General features: G+C 68.3%; 18 protein-coding genes, 2 pseudogenes and 1 riboswitch. Of the genes and pseudogenes, 14 read left to right on the top strand and 6 right to left on the bottom strand.

Features of this window, described 5'->3' with window-relative positions:
• Window positions 1-152: 152 nt before the first annotated feature.
• Both ACTTAG_RS05745 and ACTTAG_RS05750 read left to right on the top strand, forming a co-directional pair.
• On the top strand, window positions 153-1,358 hold the full coding sequence (locus ACTTAG_RS05745) for a GTP-binding protein (RefSeq protein WP_444464573.1): 1,206 nt from the start codon (window positions 153-155) through the stop codon (window positions 1,356-1,358).
• Window positions 1,359-1,360: 2 nt separating this feature from the next.
• Window positions 1,361-1,612: a DUF6525 family protein gene (locus ACTTAG_RS05750; RefSeq protein ID WP_444464574.1), complete on the top strand. Its 252-nt coding sequence runs from the start codon at window positions 1,361-1,363 to the stop codon at window positions 1,610-1,612.
• On the opposite strand, the gene ACTTAG_RS05755 is transcribed toward ACTTAG_RS05750, so the two are convergent.
• The 3 genes from ACTTAG_RS05755 to exbB are packed head-to-tail and all read right to left on the bottom strand — an operon-like array spanning window position 1,602 to window position 3,594.
• Window positions 1,602-2,405: an energy transducer TonB family protein gene (locus ACTTAG_RS05755; protein ID WP_444464575.1), complete on the bottom strand. Its 804-nt coding sequence runs from the start codon at window positions 2,403-2,405 to the stop codon at window positions 1,602-1,604. The genes ACTTAG_RS05750 and ACTTAG_RS05755 overlap by 11 nt on opposite strands.
• On the bottom strand, window positions 2,402-2,821 hold the full coding sequence (gene exbD, locus ACTTAG_RS05760; protein ID WP_444464576.1) for a TonB system transport protein ExbD: 420 nt from the start codon (window positions 2,819-2,821) through the stop codon (window positions 2,402-2,404). Before exbD ends, ACTTAG_RS05755 begins: the two co-directional genes overlap by 4 nt.
• Window positions 2,821-3,594 carry a tonB-system energizer ExbB gene (gene exbB, locus ACTTAG_RS05765; protein WP_444464577.1) on the bottom strand — a complete coding sequence of 258 codons (774 nt, stop codon included), beginning with the start codon at window positions 3,592-3,594 and terminating at the stop codon, window positions 2,821-2,823. The genes exbD and exbB overlap by 1 nt, the downstream gene beginning before the upstream one ends.
• A 226-nt stretch (window positions 3,595-3,820) precedes the next feature.
• Window positions 3,821-4,006: riboswitch (cobalamin riboswitch) on the top strand.
• 96 nt (window positions 4,007-4,102) lie between these two features.
• On the opposite strand from exbB, the gene ACTTAG_RS05770 reads away from it, so the two are divergent.
• The 5 genes from ACTTAG_RS05770 (at window position 4,103) to ACTTAG_RS05790 (ending at window position 8,659) form a co-directional block, all read left to right on the top strand.
• Window positions 4,103-4,480: a cysteine-rich small domain-containing protein gene (locus ACTTAG_RS05770; RefSeq protein WP_444464578.1), complete on the top strand. Its 378-nt coding sequence runs from the start codon at window positions 4,103-4,105 to the stop codon at window positions 4,478-4,480.
• 145 nt (window positions 4,481-4,625) lie between these two features.
• Window positions 4,626-5,603, top strand: coding sequence for an SLAC1 anion channel family protein (locus ACTTAG_RS05775; protein ID WP_444464579.1), 978 nt, complete (start codon window positions 4,626-4,628; stop codon window positions 5,601-5,603).
• A gap of 22 nt (window positions 5,604-5,625) precedes the next feature.
• Complete coding sequence (locus ACTTAG_RS05780; protein WP_444464580.1) at window positions 5,626-6,789, top strand: HlyD family efflux transporter periplasmic adaptor subunit; 1,164 nt, start codon at window positions 5,626-5,628, stop codon at window positions 6,787-6,789.
• On the top strand, window positions 6,786-7,958 hold the full coding sequence (locus ACTTAG_RS05785) for an FtsX-like permease family protein (RefSeq protein WP_444464581.1): 1,173 nt from the start codon (window positions 6,786-6,788) through the stop codon (window positions 7,956-7,958). Before ACTTAG_RS05780 ends, ACTTAG_RS05785 begins: the two co-directional genes overlap by 4 nt.
• 8 nt (window positions 7,959-7,966) lie before the next feature.
• Entirely contained in the window at window positions 7,967-8,659 is a 693-nt protein-coding gene (locus ACTTAG_RS05790; protein ID WP_444464582.1) for an ATP-binding cassette domain-containing protein, read from the top strand.
• Between the two features lie 11 nt (window positions 8,660-8,670).
• On the opposite strand, the gene ACTTAG_RS05795 is transcribed toward ACTTAG_RS05790, so the two are convergent.
• Window positions 8,671-9,300, bottom strand: a complete 630-nt coding sequence (locus ACTTAG_RS05795) for a LysE/ArgO family amino acid transporter (RefSeq protein ID WP_444464583.1) — start codon at window positions 9,298-9,300, stop codon at window positions 8,671-8,673.
• 71 nt (window positions 9,301-9,371) lie between these two features.
• On the opposite strand from ACTTAG_RS05795, the gene ACTTAG_RS05800 reads away from it, so the two are divergent.
• Genes ACTTAG_RS05800 through fghA form a run of 4 tightly spaced genes read left to right on the top strand, consistent with a single transcriptional unit; the run spans window position 9,372 to window position 12,565 of the window.
• Window positions 9,372-10,295: a LysR family transcriptional regulator ArgP gene (locus tag ACTTAG_RS05800; RefSeq protein ID WP_444464584.1), complete on the top strand. Its 924-nt coding sequence runs from the start codon at window positions 9,372-9,374 to the stop codon at window positions 10,293-10,295.
• A gap of 36 nt (window positions 10,296-10,331) precedes the next feature.
• A complete protein-coding gene (locus ACTTAG_RS05805) occupies window positions 10,332-10,598 on the top strand; it encodes a metal/formaldehyde-sensitive transcriptional repressor (RefSeq protein ID WP_444464585.1) in 267 nt (88 codons plus the stop codon).
• 18 nt (window positions 10,599-10,616) lie between these two features.
• On the top strand, window positions 10,617-11,726 hold the full coding sequence (locus ACTTAG_RS05810; RefSeq protein ID WP_444464586.1) for an S-(hydroxymethyl)glutathione dehydrogenase/class III alcohol dehydrogenase: 1,110 nt from the start codon (window positions 10,617-10,619) through the stop codon (window positions 11,724-11,726).
• An 8-nt stretch (window positions 11,727-11,734) separates the two neighbouring features.
• Entirely contained in the window at window positions 11,735-12,565 is an 831-nt protein-coding gene (fghA, locus tag ACTTAG_RS05815; RefSeq protein ID WP_444464587.1) for an S-formylglutathione hydrolase, read from the top strand.
• 69 nt (window positions 12,566-12,634) lie between these two features.
• Here the strand turns inward: fghA and ACTTAG_RS05820 are convergent, their stop codons facing one another.
• Both ACTTAG_RS05820 and ACTTAG_RS05825 read right to left on the bottom strand, forming a co-directional pair.
• Window positions 12,635-13,351, bottom strand: coding sequence for a Bax inhibitor-1/YccA family protein (locus ACTTAG_RS05820; RefSeq protein WP_444464588.1), 717 nt, complete (start codon window positions 13,349-13,351; stop codon window positions 12,635-12,637).
• A gap of 121 nt (window positions 13,352-13,472) precedes the next feature.
• Entirely contained in the window at window positions 13,473-14,432 is a 960-nt protein-coding gene (locus tag ACTTAG_RS05825; RefSeq protein WP_444464589.1) for an NADPH:quinone oxidoreductase family protein, read from the bottom strand.
• 345 nt (window positions 14,433-14,777) lie between these two features.
• Between ACTTAG_RS05825 and ACTTAG_RS05830 the strand changes: the two genes are divergently transcribed.
• From ACTTAG_RS05830 to ACTTAG_RS05840, 3 genes and pseudogenes are all read left to right on the top strand, one after another.
• Window positions 14,778-15,140 carry a helix-turn-helix domain-containing protein gene (locus ACTTAG_RS05830; protein WP_013066617.1) on the top strand — a complete coding sequence of 121 codons (363 nt, stop codon included), beginning with the start codon at window positions 14,778-14,780 and terminating at the stop codon, window positions 15,138-15,140.
• Window positions 15,141-15,209: 69 nt separating this feature from the next.
• Window positions 15,210-16,033 (top strand): annotated as a pseudogene (locus ACTTAG_RS05835) (inositol monophosphatase family protein).
• Between the two features lie 99 nt (window positions 16,034-16,132).
• Window positions 16,133-17,471 (top strand): annotated as a pseudogene (locus ACTTAG_RS05840) (8-oxoguanine deaminase).
• Window positions 17,472-17,567 lie beyond the last annotated feature (96 nt).

Consider the following 17,567-nt stretch of genomic DNA (forward strand, 5'->3'; position numbering starts at 1 on the left):
GCCCCGCACCCCGGCGTATTTGCGCCAGGAGAAGCATCGGGGAAAAACACGGGGTCGGGCCGCAAGGTCCGGCCCTTTGCTTTGGCGGGCTTGCGGGGCGGCGGGCTTCGGGGTATTTGAGTTATAGTATAACGTAACTCAAATGGACGGCCATGACCCTTCCCCCTTCCGATCCCCGCCTTCCCGTGACCGTGCTTTCGGGCTTTCTGGGCGCGGGCAAGACGACGCTTCTGAACCATGTGCTGAACAACCGCGCCGGGCGGCGCGTCGCGGTGATCGTCAATGACATGTCCGAGGTGAACATCGACGCCGATCTGATCCGCGAGGGCACCGAATTGAACCGCGCCGAAGAGGCGCTGGTCGAAATGACCAACGGCTGCATCTGCTGCACGCTCCGCGATGATCTGCTGAAAGGGGTGCGGGCCTTGGCCGAGGCGGGGCGGTTCGATTACCTGCTGATCGAGGGCACGGGGGTGGCCGAGCCCTTGCCCGTCGCCACCACCTTCGATTTCCGCGACGAGCGGGGCGAGAGCCTCTCCGACATCGCCCGGCTCGACTGCATGGTGACGGTGGTCGATGCCGTGAACCTGACCAAGGACTTCAGTTCAAACGACTTTCTGGCCGATCGCGGCGAGACGGCGGGGGCGGAGGACGCCCGCACGCTGGTGACCCTTCTGACCGAGCAGATCGAATTTGCCGATGTGGTGGTGCTGAACAAGGTCACGGATGCCGGGCCGGAACGGCTGCGGATCGCGCGGCAGATCGTCAAGGCGCTGAACCCCGATGCGCGGCTGATCGAGACCGATTTCGGGCAGGTTCCGGCCGAGGCGATCTTTGATACCGGGCTTTTCGATTTCGCCCGCGCGGCCGAACATCCGCTTTGGGCGAAAGAGCTTTACGGTTTCGCCAACCACACCCCGGAAACCGAGGAATACGGGATTTCGAGCTTCGTCTATCACGCCCGCGCGCCCTTTGATCCGGGCAAGATCGAAGCGGCCTTGGGCGGTGCCCTGCCCGGGGTGATCCGCGCCAAGGGCCATTTCTGGCTGGCGACGCGGCCCGATTGGGCGGTGGAATTCAGTCTTGCCGGGGCCTCGGCCACTGTCACGCCCTTGGGGCGCTGGTGGGCCTCGGTCCCGCCCGAACGGCTGCCGTCGCATCCCGATGCGCAGCGCGAAATTGCGCGGCACTGGGCCGAGCCCTGGGGCGACCGGCGGCAGGAAATCGTCTTCATCGGCGTCGATCTCGACCGCGACATGATCTGCGCGCGGCTGAATGCGGCGCTGGTTCCGGCCACGGACTTCACCCCCGCGGCCTGGGCCGATCTGCCCGATCCCTTCCCGCGCTGGGGGGCGTGAGCATGCGGCGCAATCTGGCGACCCCGTTGCGCCAGCGCGTGCGGCAAGATCCGATGGCGGCCTTTGACCGGCTGCCCGCCCCGGCCCGCGCCTGGCTGCATCAGGCGGTTTTGCCCTGGTCGGCGGCCTCGGTCGGGCGGCTCTGGGCGCGGGCGCTGGCCGAGACCGGCTGCCCGCAGACCGCGCTGGCCCGGCTGAGCGCGGCCGAGGCGCGGATGCTGGCGCGCGAACGCCCGGGCGGGCTCAGCGACTGAACCGGACCGCGACGGAAAAGGAATAGCTTGCCTTGTCAAGCCCTTGCGGGGCGGCGGGGAATTTCCCCGCCTTGCGCACCGCCGCCAGCGCCGCCGCATCAAGCGCGGCATTGCCCGAGGAGCGCCCGACCGAGGCCCCCAGCAAGGCGCCGTCGCGGCTGATGCTGAGCGCCAGACCGACCGTGCCCGAGGCCCGCCCCGCGGCGGCCGGATAGCTTTTGCGCCGCTCGATCCGCGTGCGGATCGTCGCGCCCCATTTCGTGAGCAGGCTTTTCGCCGTCCCGCTCGACACTGTGGCCTGCGCCTCGGCCCCACCCGTGCCCGCCTGCGCCGCGCCGCCCGATCCCGCAGCGCGCGAGGCGGCGCGGCTTTCCGTTTGCGCCGGGGCAGGTTTGGCCTGTTTCGGCCGTTCGGCCCTTTCGCGCCGCTCCGGCTTGGGCTTGGGCGGCTCGGCCTTCGGTGTCTTCACCGCGATCTTCGGCGGTTCGGGGGGCAACAGCACCGGATCGGGAAGCTGCAGCTGCGGAATGTCGATCACCGGCGCGCTCAGCGGCAGCGCCATTTCGGGCGCGGGCAGCTGGATCTGCGGCGTCAGATCGACAAAGGTCGCGGCGATCGCTTCGAGCGTGTCCAGATCCTCGCCGCCCGCCCCCGCCGCCACCAGCGCCGAGGGGGCGGCCTCGGTCTGCGACAGCACCGCCACCGCCAGCCCGTGCAGCGCCACAGACACGGCCAGACCCCAAAGCAGCGCCCGGCCGGGGCCCTCGGGGCTGTCGGCAAGGGCGAGGCTCACGGCGCGGCCTCTTCCAGACCGACAAGGCCGATTTTCAGATAGCCGCCCGCGCGCAGCTGGTTCATCAGCCCCATCATCTCGCCGTAAGGCACGGATTTGTCAGCGGAAATGAAGATGCGGGTGCCCAGATCGCCCTTTGTCGCCGCGGCCAGCCGCGCGGGCAGGTCGGTCGGGCTGACCGGATCGCGGCCCAACAGCAGCCCCTTTTCCGCGTTGAGCGACAGCACGACCGGTTCGGGCGGGCGCGGCTGCGGCTGCCCCGAGGCGACGGGCAGATCGACCGGCACATCGACGGTGGAGAGCGGCGCGGCCACCATGAAGATGATCAACAGCACCAGCATCACGTCGATGAAGGGGGTGATGTTGATCTGCGCCCCGGGGGCGAGATCGTCGCTGTCGGAGAGCCGGAGCGCCATTATTCCGCCACCAGATGCAGGGGCGTGACGCTGGCGGGCACCAGCCGCGCCCGGTCCAGATCGCGGGAAAGGGTGCGTTCGACCAGCGCCGCCGCATCGGCCAAAGCGGCGCGGTAGCCGCCGACCGCGCGGGTCAGGTGGTTGTAAAGCAGCACCGCGGGAATGGCGGCGACCAGGCCAAGCGCCGTGGCCATCAGCGCCTCGGCGATGCCCGGGGCGACGACGGCCAGGCTCGACGACCCGCTTTCCGCAATGCCGACAAAGGCGTTCATGATCCCCCAGACGGTGCCGAAAAGCCCGATGAAGGGCGCGGTCGAGCCGATCGAGCCGACCGCCGTCACCCCCGATTGCAGCGCCCGCGCCGCGCCCGCTTCGATCCGGGCAAGCTCGATCGCGACGCGTTCCTTGATCCCCGCATCGGGCAGCCCTTCGGAGGCGCGGATCTCGGCTTGCGCCGCCGCCTGCATCCGGGCCAGCATCCCTTTGGGCAAAGCGGCGCCAAGGCTGCCGCGCGCGCTGAGCGCCCGGTAATCGCGGCCCAGGCGACGTTTCGCCAGCGTCAGCTGCACCAGCTTGCCTGCCCAGATCGCCCAGGCCAGCACCGAGGCGAAAAGCAGCCCCAGCATCACCGCCTTCACCAGCACATCGGCATGGGCGAACATGGCAAGCGGCGTGAGCGCCTCGGACGCCGCGGCGCTGCGCAGCGCCTCGGCGAGGCCGGTCAGGCCGACCCGGTCCAGAAACAGGATCAGCGCGTCATCGGAGGGGGGCATGGCAGTCCTCGCATGGGTTCGGGCAGGGGGCGGGCAGGGGGGCCGCAAGGGGCGAAAGGGCGACTGGCGAAAGGCTGGCGGCGTCTTTCTCCTGCGCCAGCAAAGTGAAATTGTCAAGTATTGCGGGCCCGGTTTGTGCCGGTGCCGGTCCGATCCGGCGCGCCCGCCACCGCAAGATGCCCGGATCGAAACCTCCCCGGGTGGTTGACAGCGGCGCGGGCGCGCGTCATCTTGACGCTGCCTTGGGTCCGCGGCTGATCCCGCGGCGAAAAGGGAAGCCGGTGCAAGTCCGGCGCTGCCCCCGCAACTGTAAGCGGCAAGCCCGAAGCATGGCCACTGATCGCAAGATCGGGAAGGCGCGGCGGGCGTTCGAGCCGCAAGCCAGGAGACCTGCCAGGTCAACGACCATCCCGGGCGGCGGGCCCGGAGGCAGCGTGCCCCGGCCTGTCCGGAGCCTGTCCCCCTACCGCTTTCCGGCCCCAACCCTGAACCGCTGCGAAGGAACGGTATGGAGCCGAAAGACACGACGACGAACGAGGCCTTCAAGGGTTTCACCAACAGCAACTGCCCGTTTCTGCCCTGTCATCCGGGGGTGAAGCGGGCCTTCAATTGCCTGTTTTGCTACTGCCCGCTGATCGCCTATGAATGCCCCGGGCCCTATCAGACCTACACCGACCGCAACGGTCTGGTGCGCAAGGATTGTTCCGCCTGCACGCTGCCCCATGACGGATACGAGCAATCGTGGAACTTCATCCAGAAATGGCTGGAATATCCGCGCCCGTGGTCGGGCCTGCCGCAAACCGATCCGCCGACCCAGCGCCCGAAACCCGCGGCCGAGGCGGTCGCGGCCGTGGCAGACGTGCATCGGGGGGCGGATCAGGGCTGAGATCGGCCCCGCACCCCCGTCAGGCCCGGCCGGTCACAAGGCCGTGACCGGCGCCGCGCGGGGCTGTGTGACTGCGTCACCGACGCCGGGCGCGGCAGGCGCTATCGCCGCGGCAGTCTTCAGACGCAGCAAAGGATCGCGTGCCGTGACCTCGTTCCCGACGACCCCCGCCGAACATGGCCGACTGGCCCATTTCCCGATCACCTTCTTTGCCACCACGATGGGCCTTGGCGGATTTGCGCTGGCGCTGCGGGCGGCGGCCGGGCCGCTGGGCCTTGGCCCGATGCCGTTTCGCGCGGCACTTGGCGCCAGCCTTGTGGCCTTCGGGCTGATCGTGCTGATCTATCTGCTCAAGGCGGCGCGGCACTGGGGCGCGGTCGTCGCCGAATGGCATCATCCGGTGCGGCTGGCGTTTTTCCCGACCACCTCGGTCTCGATGCTGCTTCTGGCCACCGCGCTTCTGTCCGAGGCCCCCGCCGCGGCCGAGGCGCTCTGGCTTGCGGGCACCGCGCTGCAGGGCGTGCTGACGCTGTCGGTGATCACCAGCTGGATCGGCACGCGGTCCTTCCTGCATGGCCATCTGAACCCGGCCTGGTTCATTCCGGCGGTGGGCAATGTGATCGTGCCGATCACCGGGGCGCAGCTGGGCTACATGGAAGTGTCGTTCCTGTTCTTTGCCGCCGGGATGATGTTCTGGCTGATCCTGCTGACGCTCGTCTTCAACCGGCTGGTGTTTCACGATCCGATGCCGGTGCGGCTGCAGCCGACGCTGGTGATCATGATCGCCCCCCCTGCGGTGGCCTTCATTTCCTGGGTGCGGATGACGGGCGGCGTCGATGCCTTTGCCCATATCCTGATCAGCCTTGGCTATGTCTTTGCCGCGCTGGTCGTGGTGCAACTGCCGCGCATCCTGCGGCTGCCCTTTGCGATGTCGTTCTGGGCGCTCAGCTTTCCGGTGGCGGGGCTGACGATCGCGTCCTTCCTTTATGCCGAAAAGACCGGCTCTGCGGCGCATCTGGTGATCGGCACCGGGCTTCTGGGGCTTTTGACGCTGATCATCGCCGGGCTGGTGGGGCGCACTGCGCTGGCCATTGCGCGCGGGCAGATTTGCGTGCCTGAATAAGGCAGCCCACAGGAAGACCATGATGACCGAAGACCCCGCGACGATGCTTCCCCTCGACACCGGTCCGGCCACGGCCCGGCTTGATCTGCCCGCGCCCCGATCGGGCCGGGGGCCCTGGCTGGCGCTTGTCGGGCTGATCGTGCTGGCGGGGGCGGGGGCGGTCTTCTGGGCGACGCGGCCCGGCCCGGCGGCGGTGGTTCCGGCCGCGCCCGCCCCCGAGGCGCCCTTCGCGGCCACCGATGTGGTGGGGCTTGCCCGGCTGATGCCGCGCGGCGATGTGGCGGTGGTGGCGGCGCCCTATGGGGCGGGCGATGCCCGGGTGGCCGAAGTGCTGGTGGCCGAGGGCGCGCAGGTGATGCGGGGCCAGCCCGTCGCGCGGCTTGACAATGAAACGGCGCTGCAAAGCGCGGTTCTGGCGGCAAAGGCGGATCTCGCGGTGCGCGAAGCGGCGCTGGTGCAGGTGAAGGCCACCGTGGCCGCCAGCCGCGACGAGGCGCAGGCGGCGCTCGATCAGGCGCGCTCGGCCGCGACCGAGGCGGCGGCGAGCCTGACCCGGACCGAGGCGCTGCATGCCCGCGGCGTGGCGACGACGGCGACGCTGGATGCGGTGCGCGCCACCGCCGAGGAAACCCGGCTGGCGGTGATCCGGGCCGAGGCGACGCTGACGCGCTACACCGCCGTGGCGCTGGCGGCCCAGCCCGACGTGACGGTGGCCGAGCGCAATCTGGCCGCGGCGCGCGCCAGCCTGGCGCGGGCCGAACTGGATCTCGAACGCGCGGTCGTGGTGGCGCCGATCACCGGCACGGTGCTTGATGTCATCGCCACGCCGGGGGCCAAGCCGCCCTCGGAAGGTATCCTGACGATGGGCGATCTGGGGCAGATGATGGCCGAGGCCGAGATCTGGCAGGACCGGATCGGCCTTGTGCAGCCGGGCCAGCGCGTCAAGCTGCTCTCGCGCGCCTTTGCCGAACCGCTCGCGGGCCGGGTCGAACGCATCGGCCTGACGGTGGGGCGGCAGGGGCTGATTTCCGACGACAGCGCCGCCAATACCGATGCGCGGGTGGTCAAGGTGCTGATCGCGCTTGATCCTGCCGCCTCGGCCCTTGCGGCGGGCTTCACCGATCTGGAGGTCGTCGCCCATATCGACACCGCCGCCCCCGGCACGGCCCCGCAGGCCGCGCCATGAGCCGGTTGCTGCAGTGGCTTTTCGGGCGCCTGCCGGTGGGCTGGCTGCAGCTGACGCACAACCGCACCCGGTTCTTTTCGGCGCTGGCGGGGGTGGCTTTCGCCAATGTGCTGGTTTTCGTGCAACTCGGCATCATGAATTCGATGTCGCAGGCGACGGTGCGCCCCTATGCCTATTTCAGTGCCGACATCCTGATTTCCGCCCCCGATGCCAACACCCTGACCGATGGCGCCAATGTCGCGCGGCAATGGCTTTGGCAGGCGCTGGCCGATCCCGAAGTGGCCGAGGGCATGGGCCTGTTCGTCGCCAACGTGCCCTGGGATCGCGGCATGACCGACATCAGCCTGACCACCTTCGGCGTCGATCCGTTCCAGCCGCAATTCCTGGCCGAGACGCTGGCACCGACGGCGGGGTTTCTGCAACTGCGCGACGGCGCGGTGCTTGACCGTCTGGCGCGCGGCTTCAAACGGGCGGATGCCGCCGCGATCACCCCGGCCAGCCCGCTGTCCTTCGAGACCGAAAACCGCACGCTGACCGCCTGGACCACCTTCGCGGGCGGCGGCGGCTTCGGCTCGGACGGCTACATGCTGGTGTCCGATCAGACCTTCTTGCGGCTCTTTCCCGCCCGCCGCGCGGCCGCGCCGGATCATATCCTGTTGCGCGTGACCCCCGGCGCCGATGTGGCGGCGGTGGTGGACCGGCTGCGGGCGCAGCTCTCCGACCCCGGGCTGCGCATCCGCGCCTATGCTGACGCCCGGGCCGAGGATCTGCGCTATCAGCAGACCCGCCGCCCGACCGGCGTCGTCTTCGGCTTTGGCGTGCTGATCGGGGTGCTGGTGGGGCTCGTCATCGTCTATCAGGTGCTGTCCTCGGACGTGGCCGACCATCTGCGCGAATATGCGACCTTCAAGGCGATGGGCTACCGGCCGCGGTTCTTTCTGGGCGTGGTCTTCGAAGAGGCGCTGGTGCTGGGGGTGCTGGGCTTCCTTCCGGGGATGATCCTTGGCGGGTCGATCCTGGCGCTGATGGGCAAGGTCACCACCTTGCCGCTGCGGATGACCCCCGACATGGCGGTGATGGTCTTTCTGGGCACGGTGGTGTTTTCGGCGCTTTCGGGCGCCATCGCGACGCGCCGTCTGGCCGCCGCCGATCCGGCCGATCTGTTCTGAGGGGCGCGATGACCGAGATCACCGTTTCCGCCGCAGGGCTTGATCACTGGTTCGGCCAGGGCGAGACCCGCAAACAGGCGCTGTTCGACATCTCGCTCGCGCTGCCGCGGGGCTCCTTCACCGTGCTGATGGGGCCGTCGGGGTCGGGGAAAACCACGGTGCTGACGCTGCTTGGCTGTCTGCGCGCGGTGCAGGCGGGCTCGGTCCGGCTGTTGGGGCACGAATTGCACGGCGCGCCCGAGCCCCATCTGGTGGCCTTGCGGCGCCGTCTGGGCTTCATCTTCCAGATGCACAACCTGCATGAAAGCCTGACCGCGGCGCAGAATGTGATGATGGGGCTGCAGGTGCATCCGGGCATTGCCGATGCCACGGCGCGGGCAGCGGCGGCGCAGGTGCTGGGGCTGGTGGGGCTGTCCGACCGGGTCGATTACCTGCCTGCGAAACTCTCGGGCGGGCAGAAGCAGCGGGTGGCGGTGGCCCGCGCGCTGGTGGGCAATCCGGCGCTGGTGCTGGCCGACGAGCCCACCGCCGCGCTGGACCGGGTCTCGGCGGCCGAGGTGGTCGATCTGCTCAAGCGCATGGGGGCGGCACGGGGCACGACGACGCTGCTGGTCACCCATGACAACCGGATTCTGGACCGCGCCGACCGCATCCTGACGCTGGAAGATGGCCGCATCGTCAAGGTCGAGGATCGCGGCTGAACCTGCGCGGTTCAGGGCATCATCGTCCAGACGTGACGCACCAGCCCCGCCGCAAGCGCGAGCATGATCAGCCCCACCAGAAGGTCAAGCACGCGCCAGGCGGCAGGTCGGGCGAAAACCGGCGCCAGCAGCCGCGCGCCGTAACCCAGCGCGGTAAACCACAGCGCGCTCGCCAGCCCCGCGCCAAGGACAAAGGCCAGATGCGCCCCCGCAGGCTGCGCCGCGCCGACCGAGCCCACCAGCAGCACCGTATCCAGATAGACATGCGGGTTCAGCAGCGTGAAACCCGCCACCCGCGCCAGCGCCCCCGCGCGCGTCAGCGCCGCGCCGCCGGGCCCGGCCTCCAGCCGTTCGGGGTGCAGCGCCCGGCGCAGGGCCGAGACCCCATACCAGCCCAGAAACACCGCCCCGCCCAGCGACAGCGCCGTGACCAGCCGCGGCGCCTGACCCAGCACCGCGCCCAAGCCCGCCACCCCGGCCGCGATCAGCGCCAGATCGCAGGCCGAGCAAAAGACGACGACAAGCGCCACATGTTCGCGCCGCAACCCCTGCCGCAGCACGAAGGCATTCTGCGCGCCGATGGCGACGATGAGGCCAAGCGACAGGGCGAAACCGGTGAGGAGGGGGGCAATCTGGGTCATGAGCCTTCCTTGCCCGGGCTTGGCGGTGTAGTCAAATTCAGGATGCTAAAGCAGATGAAGGATGGCTTAAGATGCTCGATTATCCCTTGCTGGCGGCGCTGGCGGCGGTGATCCGCGAAGGCGGGTTCGAGCGGGCGGCCTCGGTGCTGGGCGTCACGCCCTCGGCGGTGTCGCAGCGCATCCGGGCGCTGGAGGAGCGGGTGGGGGCGGCGCTGGTCGTGCGCAGCCAGCCGCCGGTCCCGACCGAGGCGGGGGCGCGGCTTTGCGCCCATGTCGAGCGGGTGCGGCTGCTGGAAGGGGAGCTGGCGGCCGATCTTCCGGGGCTGGCGGGGCAGGGGCCGCCCGCGCTGCCCATCGCGGTGAATGCGGATTCGCTGGGCAGCTGGTTCCTGCCCGCCGCGGCGCGGTTTTCCGAAGCGACCGGGGCGCTTTTGCATCTTCTTTTGGATGACGAGGCGCATACGGCGGCGCGGCTGCGCTCGGGCGAGGTGCTGGCGGCGGTGACGGCGGACCCGGCGGCGGTGCCCGGCTGCCGGACCCGGCCGCTGGGCGCGCTGCGCTATGTCGCCTGCGCCAGCCCCGCGTTCGTGGCCCGGCATTTCCCGCAAGGTGTCACCGCCGCGGCGCTGGCCCGGGCGCCGGTGCTGCAATTCGACCGCAAGGACGGGCTGCAGGCGCGCTGGCTGCGCCGTCATCTGGATCTGCCGCTGGCGGCGCCGACGCATCAGGTGCCCTCGACGCAGGGGTTTCTGGACGCCTGCCTGCTCGGGCTGGGCTGGGCGCTGCATCCTTTGCCGCTGGCCGCGGCGCCGCTGGCGGAAGGGCGGCTGGTCGAACTTCTGCCCGGCGCCGGGCTGGAGGTGCCGCTGCACTGGCAACATGCGCGGCTGGGGGCGCGGCTGCTGGAGGCGCTGACCCGCGAGGTGGTGACCGAGGCCCGGCGCGCTCTGATCGCGCCGGATGCGGGAATCGCTGGTCTTGCGGGGAAAGGCTGATATACTCCCCCGCAGTATGCTCCAGGGGAGACACCGATGCCGAACAACCCCGAGGACAAGAAGCGCATTCTGGCGCGGGTGAAGCGGATCACTGGCCAGTGCGAGGCGCTGGCGCGGGCTTTGGAAAGCGGCTCGGACTGCGGCCCGATCCTGCAGCAGATCGCCGCCGTGCGCGGTGCCGTGAACGGGCTGATGGCCGAGGTGCTGGAGGCCCATATCCGCGACGAATTCGGCCCGCCCGAGGGAGAGGGCGGCGCCAGAACCGGGGAATTGCTGGCGCTGGTGCGCAGCTATCTCAAATAGACCAACAGGGAGAATACCATGAAATCGCGTGCCGCCGTGGCCTTTGCGCCGGGCAAACCCCTTGAAATCGTGGAAATCGACGTCGCGCCGCCGAAAGCGGGCGAGGTTCTGATCCGCATCACCGACACCGGCGTGTGCCACACCGACGCCTTCACCCTTTCGGGCGACGACCCGGAGGGCCTGTTCCCGGTCGTGCTGGGCCATGAAGGCGCGGGCGTCGTGGTCGAAGTGGGCCCCGGCGTCACCTCGGTCAAACCGGGGGACCATGTCATTCCGCTTTACACCGCCGAATGCGGCGAATGCCTGTTCTGCAAATCGGGGAAAACGAACCTGTGCACCGCGGTCCGCGCGACGCAGGGCAAGGGCGTGATGCCCGACGGCACCTCGCGCTTTTCCTATAATGGCCAGCCGCTGTATCACTACATGGGCTGCTCGACCTTTTCGGAATATACCGTCGTGGCCGAGGTCTCGCTGGCGAAGATCAACGAGCACGCCAACCATGAACATGTCTGCCTTCTGGGCTGCGGCGTGACCACGGGCATCGGTGCCGTGCACAACACCGCCAAGGTGCAGGAAGGCGACAGCGTTGCCGTCTTCGGTCTGGGCGGGATCGGGCTGGCGGTCATTCAGGGCGCGCGGCAGGCGAAGGCGGGCCGGATCATCGCCATCGACACCAACCCGGCGAAATTCGATCTGGCGCGGCAGTTCGGCGCCACCGATTGCGTCAACCCCAAGGATCACGACAAGCCCATTCAGCAGGTGATCGTCGAGATGACCGGCTGGGGCGTCGATCACAGCTTTGAATGCATTGGCAATGTCAATGTGATGCGGGCGGCGCTGGAATGCGCGCATCGCGGCTGGGGGCAATCGGTGATCATCGGCGTTGCCGGCGCGGGGCAGGAGATCTCGACCCGGCCGTTCCAGCTGGTGACCGGGCGCAAATGGATGGGCACGGCCTTTGGCGGGGTCAAGGGGCGCAGTCAGCTGCCCGGCATGGTCGAACAGGCGATGAAGGGCGAGATTGAGCTCGAGCCCTTTGTCACCCATACGATGGGGCTCGATCAGATCAACGAGGCCTTCGATCTGATGCACGAAGGCAAGTCGATCCGCTCTGTCATCAAGTTCTGAGGATCGCGATGGAACGTCTTGAAACGCATGGATGTTTCGGCGGCACGCAGGAGGTGTGGAAACACGCCTCCGCCACCTTGAGTTGCGAGATGACCTTTGGCCTTTACACCCCGGCGCATGACCCGGGGGAGCGGCTGCCGGTGGTCTATTGGCTCTCGGGGCTGACCTGCAACGAGCAGAATTTCATCACCAAGGCGGGGGCGCAGGCCCATGCGGCGCGGCATCGGGTGATTGTCGTTGCCCCCGACACCAGCCCCCGCGGCGAGGGGGTGGCCGATGATCCGGCCTATGATCTGGGGCAGGGGGCGGGGTTTTATCTGAACGCCACTCAGGCGCCCTGGTCCGCCCATTACCGGATGCACGATTATGTCGTGACCGAACTGCCCGCGCTGATCGAAGCCGCTTTCCCGGCCTCGGATCGGCGCTCGATCATGGGGCATTCGATGGGCGGGCATGGTGCCTTGGTCGCGGCCTTGCGCCATCCGGGCCGCTACCGTGCCGTTTCGGCCTTTTCCCCGATCGTCGCGCCTGCGCAGGTGCCCTGGGGGGAAAGGGCCTTCTCCGCCTATCTGGGGCCCGACCGGGCGGCCTGGGCGGAATGGGATGCGACCGCGCTTTTGGCGGGGGCGGCGGAACGGCTGCCGATCCTGATGGATCAGGGCGAGGCCGACAGCTTCCTTGAAGGCCAGCTGAAACCCTGGCTGTTCGCCGAGGAAGCGGCGCGGCTTGGCCATACGGTGACGCTGCGCCGTCATCCGGGCTACGACCACAGCTATTACTTCATCGCCAGCTTTCTGTCCGATCACTTCGCCCATCACGCCGCCGCGCTGCAGGGCTGAGCCAGAAACGGAAAAAACCCCGCGGCGGACCGCGGGGCCTTTCCCGGAGGTTGGTTCGGGTCGTTCAGATCATTCGCGGTTGCCGAGGAACTGCAGCAGGAACATGAACAGGTTCAGGAAGTCGAGATAAAGCTGCAGCGCGCCAAGGATCGCGGCCTTGCCAAGGAAATCGGCATCCGACTGCGCCAGCTGCAGATAGGTGTTCTTGATGTTCTGCGTGTCATAGGCGGTCAGACCCGCAAACAGCAGCACGCCGATCACCGAGATCGCGAATTGCAGCGCCGACGAGGCGATGAAGATGTTCAGGATCGAGGCCACGATCAGACCGATCACGCCCATCATCAGGAACGAGCCGAAGGCCGACAGGTTGCGCTTCGTCGTGTAGCCGTAAAGCGAGAGCGCCGCAAAGGCGATGGCGGTGATCAGGAAGGTCTGGGCGATCGACACGCCGGTATAGACCTTGAAGATCGAGGCGAGCGACAGGCCCATCAGCGCCGAATAGCCGAAAAAGACCATCTGCGCGGTCGAGGTCTGCATCTTGTGGATCATCGCCGAGAAGGCGAAGACGACGACGAGCGGCGCGAACATCACCACCCATTTCAGCGGCGTGCCGAAGATCGCGGCCAGAAGCTGGTCGTTCAGGCTGACGCCGAAGGCGACCGCCCCGGTGACGATCATCGCCACCGACATCAGGCCATAGACCTTGTTCATATGGGTCCGCAGACCCTCGTCGATGTAACTCGCACGGCCAGCCGCGGTGCTGTGCATCGTGTTGTAATTAGCCATGTGGTTGTCTCCAGTCTGTGCGGCGTCACGCGCGAGCGCGCACCGTCGGGTCCGATATTGGAAAGGACCGGGGGGGTTTCAAGAACCCGGCGGCAGAAAATCGGCCGCCGGAGGGGTGGGGTCACCCCATCGTGACGACGATCTTGCCGGTGGAGCGGCGGGCGCGCAACATCTCCAGCGCCTCGGCGGTCTGCGACAGGGGGAAGCGGGCCGAGATATGCGGGCGCAGGCTGCCATCGGCCGCGAGCGCGAACAGCTCCGCCATCGAGGCTGAAAGCGCCGCGGGGTCGAGATCGAGATAGCCGCCCCAGTAAAGCCCATGAATCTCAAGGTTTTTCACCAGCGCATGGTTGAGCTTGAGCACCGGCGGCGCCCCCGCGGCAAAGCCGATCACCAGAAAGCGCCCGCCCGGTTTCAGCGCCGCGAAGGCCGCCTCGCCCAGGGCACCGCCCACCGCGTCATAAACGACATCGGCCCCGCCCAAGGCCTTCAGCGCGGCCTTCAGATCGGGGGTCTCGGCATCGAGCGTCTCGGCCGCGCCCGCCTGTGCGGCGATGGCGCATTTCTCGGCCCCGCGCGCGACGGCGATCACCCGCGCCCCCATCCGCGCGCCCAACTCCACCGCCGTCAGCCCGACGCCCCCCGCCGCGCCCAGCACCACCAGCGTCTCGCCCGCGCGCAGCCGTCCGCGCAGGGTCAGCGCCAGATGCGAGGTGCCATAGGCGATCTGAAAGGCGGCGGCGGTGTCGAAATCCAGACTGTCGGGCAGGGGGGTGCAGCGGTCTTCGGCAAAGACCCCGGCCTCGGCCAGCCCGCCGTGACCGGCATGGATGGCGACGCGGGTGCCCGGCGCAAGCCGCGTGCCCGGACCGGCGGCCGTCACCGTGCCCGCGGCTTCAAGCCCCGGCACGAAGGGCAGCGGCGGCGTCGCCTGATAGCGGCCTTCAAGCATCAGAAGGTCGGCGAAGTTCAGTCCGCAGGCGGCGATCTTCACCGCCAGCTCGCCCGGGCCGGGGGCGGGCAACGGCAGATCGGCAAGGCCGGGCGGGGTGGTCGGATCGGTGTGAAGGAACGCGCGCATCTTGTCCTGCTGGGCTGTGTCGATGGGTCAGCCTAGCCCGGCCGAGGCGGTCAGGCCAGTGCCGGGATGGTGGTTGATCCGCGAATCAGCCGGAGCGCGAGGCTGTCCCTTGACGCAACGGAAGCTGCAATTTGCAATGCAACTTGCAAATTGCCATTGGTCAAAAGTCATGCCAAATCGCAACTCTTGACGTTTCATGGTTAACAAGATCAAGATCTGCGACATATGGAAGCATATCTGCCTGAAATGCACCTGTCTTTTTGGATAGGTTCCAGATTTTGCAACCAAAGCAGGCGAGTGCGCTATGCTAGCTTCACCCATCCGAAGAGTTCCGGGGAAGAATGAATGAAGCATCCGGTCGATGTCCATGTGGGCAAGCGTATCCGTCACCGCCGCTGGCTGGTGGGGGTCACGCAACAACAACTGGCCGACAAGGTCGGCATCAAGTTCCAGCAGATTCAGAAATACGAAACGGGGATGAACCGTGTCTCGGCCTCGCGGCTTTGGGACATTGCCGACGCGCTTGACGTGCCGGTGTCGTTCTTCTTCGAAGGATTGTCGGGCGAAGACCCGAACACGGCCGCGCAGGAGGGGGATCTGTTCTCCGACAAGGAAGCGCTGGCCCTGGTGCGTTCGTATTACGCGATCCCCGAGGCGCAGCGGCGCCGTCTGTTCGAACTGGCGAAGGTTCTCTCCGACGTGGCTTGATATGGCCGCACAATCGGGGTTGAAAAGACGGGGAGCGGTGACGCTCCCCGTCTTTTTTCCGGAGTCCCCATGCCGCCCCATCTGAGCGAGGCCGACAAGGCCGATCTGATCGCCACCGCCGAAGCCCTGGCCGATGCCGCGCGGGTGGCGACGCTGGCGCATTTCCGCACCCCCGGCGGGATTGCCGCCGAGACGAAGGAAGCCGTGCGCTTCGATCCGGTCACCGTGGCCGACCGGGCCGCGGAACAGGCGATGCGCGAGATCCTGGCGCGGCGGCGGCCCGCCGACGGGATCTGGGGCGAGGAATTCGGGGTGACGCGGGGGACATCGGGTCTGACCTGGGTGCTCGATCCGATCGACGGCACGCGGGGGTATCTGTCGGGGACGCCGACCTGGGGGGTGCTGATCGCGCTGTCGGAAGAGGGCGGCGACAAACCCGGGGCGCCGCTGATGGGGCTGATCGACCAGCCCTATATCGGCGAGCGGTTTTTCGGCGGCTTCGGGCAGGCGCGGGTGACCGGGCCGCTGGGGCAGGCCGATCTGCGCACGCGTGGCCCGCGGCCGCTCTCCGAGGCGATCCTGTATTCCACCTTCCCCGAGGTCGGCACGCCCGAGGAGGGCGCGGCCTTTGCTCGGCTGGCGCGGCAGGTGAAGCTGACGCGCTATGGCACGGATTGTTACGCCTATGGGCTCATTGCGGCGGGGCAGATTGATCTGGTGGTCGAGGCGGGGCTGCAGCCCTATGACGTCGGCGGTCCGATTGCGGTGATCGAGGCGGCGGGGGGGGGATCGTGACCGACTGGACCGGCGGCCCGGCGCATCAGGGCGGGCGGGTGCTGGCGGCGGCCAATGCCGCGGTGCATGCGGCGGCGATGGCGGTGTTGCAGGGCTGAGGGGGAAGGCGGGGGCTGCCGCCCCCGCACCCCCGCCCGACGGGGCCCTCGGGCCCCTTCGGACTTCCCCGAGGGGATTGCGTTGCGCGGGAGGCTGGGATGCGGGAAGTTCTGATCCGGGGGGGCCGAGGTCGTCGTCACCATGGATGCGGCGCGGCGGGAATTGCACGGCGCCGATGTGCTGATCCGCGGCGGCGAGATTGCGGCTGTGGGGCAGGGGCTTGTGACGGCGGGCGAGGTGGTGTCGGCCCGGGGCTGCGTGGTCACGCCGGGGCTGATCAACACGCATCATCATCTTTACCAGACGCTGACGCGGGCGGTGCCGGGCGGGCAGGATGCGCTTTTGTTCGGCTGGCTGAAGACGCTCTATCCGATCTGGGCGCGGATGGGGCCCGAGGAAATCTTCACCTCGGCGCAGATCGGGCTGGCGGAACTGGCGCTGTCGGGCTGCACGCTGTCCTCGGACCATCTTTATCTGTATCCCAACGGCGCGCGGCTGGATGACACGATCGCCGCCGCCGCGGAACTGGGGCTGCGCTTTCACCCCACCCGCGGCGCGATGTCGATTGGCGAAAGCGCGGGTGGCTTGCCGCCCGACAGCCTTGTCGAGCGCGAAGAGGCGATCCTGAAAGATTGCATCCGTGTCATCGACGCCCATCACGATCCCCGCCCCGGGTCGATGCTGCGGGTGGGTGTCGCCCCCTGTTCGCCGTTTTCGGTCTCGCGCGAGCTGATGCGCGATGCGGCCGTGCTGGCGCGTGACAAGGGGGTGATGCTGCACACCCATCTGGCCGAGAATGACGAGGATATCGCCTATTCGCTGCACCAGTTCGGCTGCCGTCCTGGCCAATATGCCGAGGATCTGGGCTGGACCGGCGCCGATGTCTGGCATGCCCATTGCGTAAAGCTCTCAGGTTCGGAAATTGAACTTTTCAGCCGCTCCAGGACCGGGGTTGCCCATTGCCCATGTTCGAATTGTCGCCTTGGCTCGGGCATTGCCCCGGTGCGGGCGATGCGCGATGCGGGGGTGAAAGTGGCTTTGGGCGTCGATGGATCGGCATCGAATGACGCGGGCAACCTGATCGCCGAGGCCCGGCAGGCGCTGCTGTTGCAACGGGTGCAAAACGGCGCCGAGGCGATGTCGGTGCGCGAGGCGCTGGAGATCGCCACGCTCGGCGGCGCGCAGGTTCTGGGCCGCCCGGAGCTGGGCAGCCTTGAGCCCGGCAAACGCGCCGATCTGGCGATCTGGGATGTCTCGGGGCTGGAAGCCGCGGGCGCCTGGGATCCGGTGGCGGCGCTGCTTCTGTCCGGCCCGACGCGGGTGAAGCATCTCTTCGTCGAAGGCCGCCCGGTCGTCCGCGAGGGCCAGATCACCACGCTCGACCTGCCGCGCGTCATAGAGCGTGCAAACGCGCTCGCCCGCGCCCTTGCGCGCTGATTTCATCTTGCTTCAAATATCCCGGGGTGAGACGGGCAAGGCGGCCTTCCGGGGGAAGGACGCCCCGTCGAACGGGCAGAGCCCCGCGTCCTCGTT

Source organism: Rhodobacter capsulatus (genome assembly GCF_052363185.1).
Taxonomy (GTDB): domain Bacteria; phylum Pseudomonadota; class Alphaproteobacteria; order Rhodobacterales; family Rhodobacteraceae; genus Rhodobacter; species Rhodobacter capsulatus_E.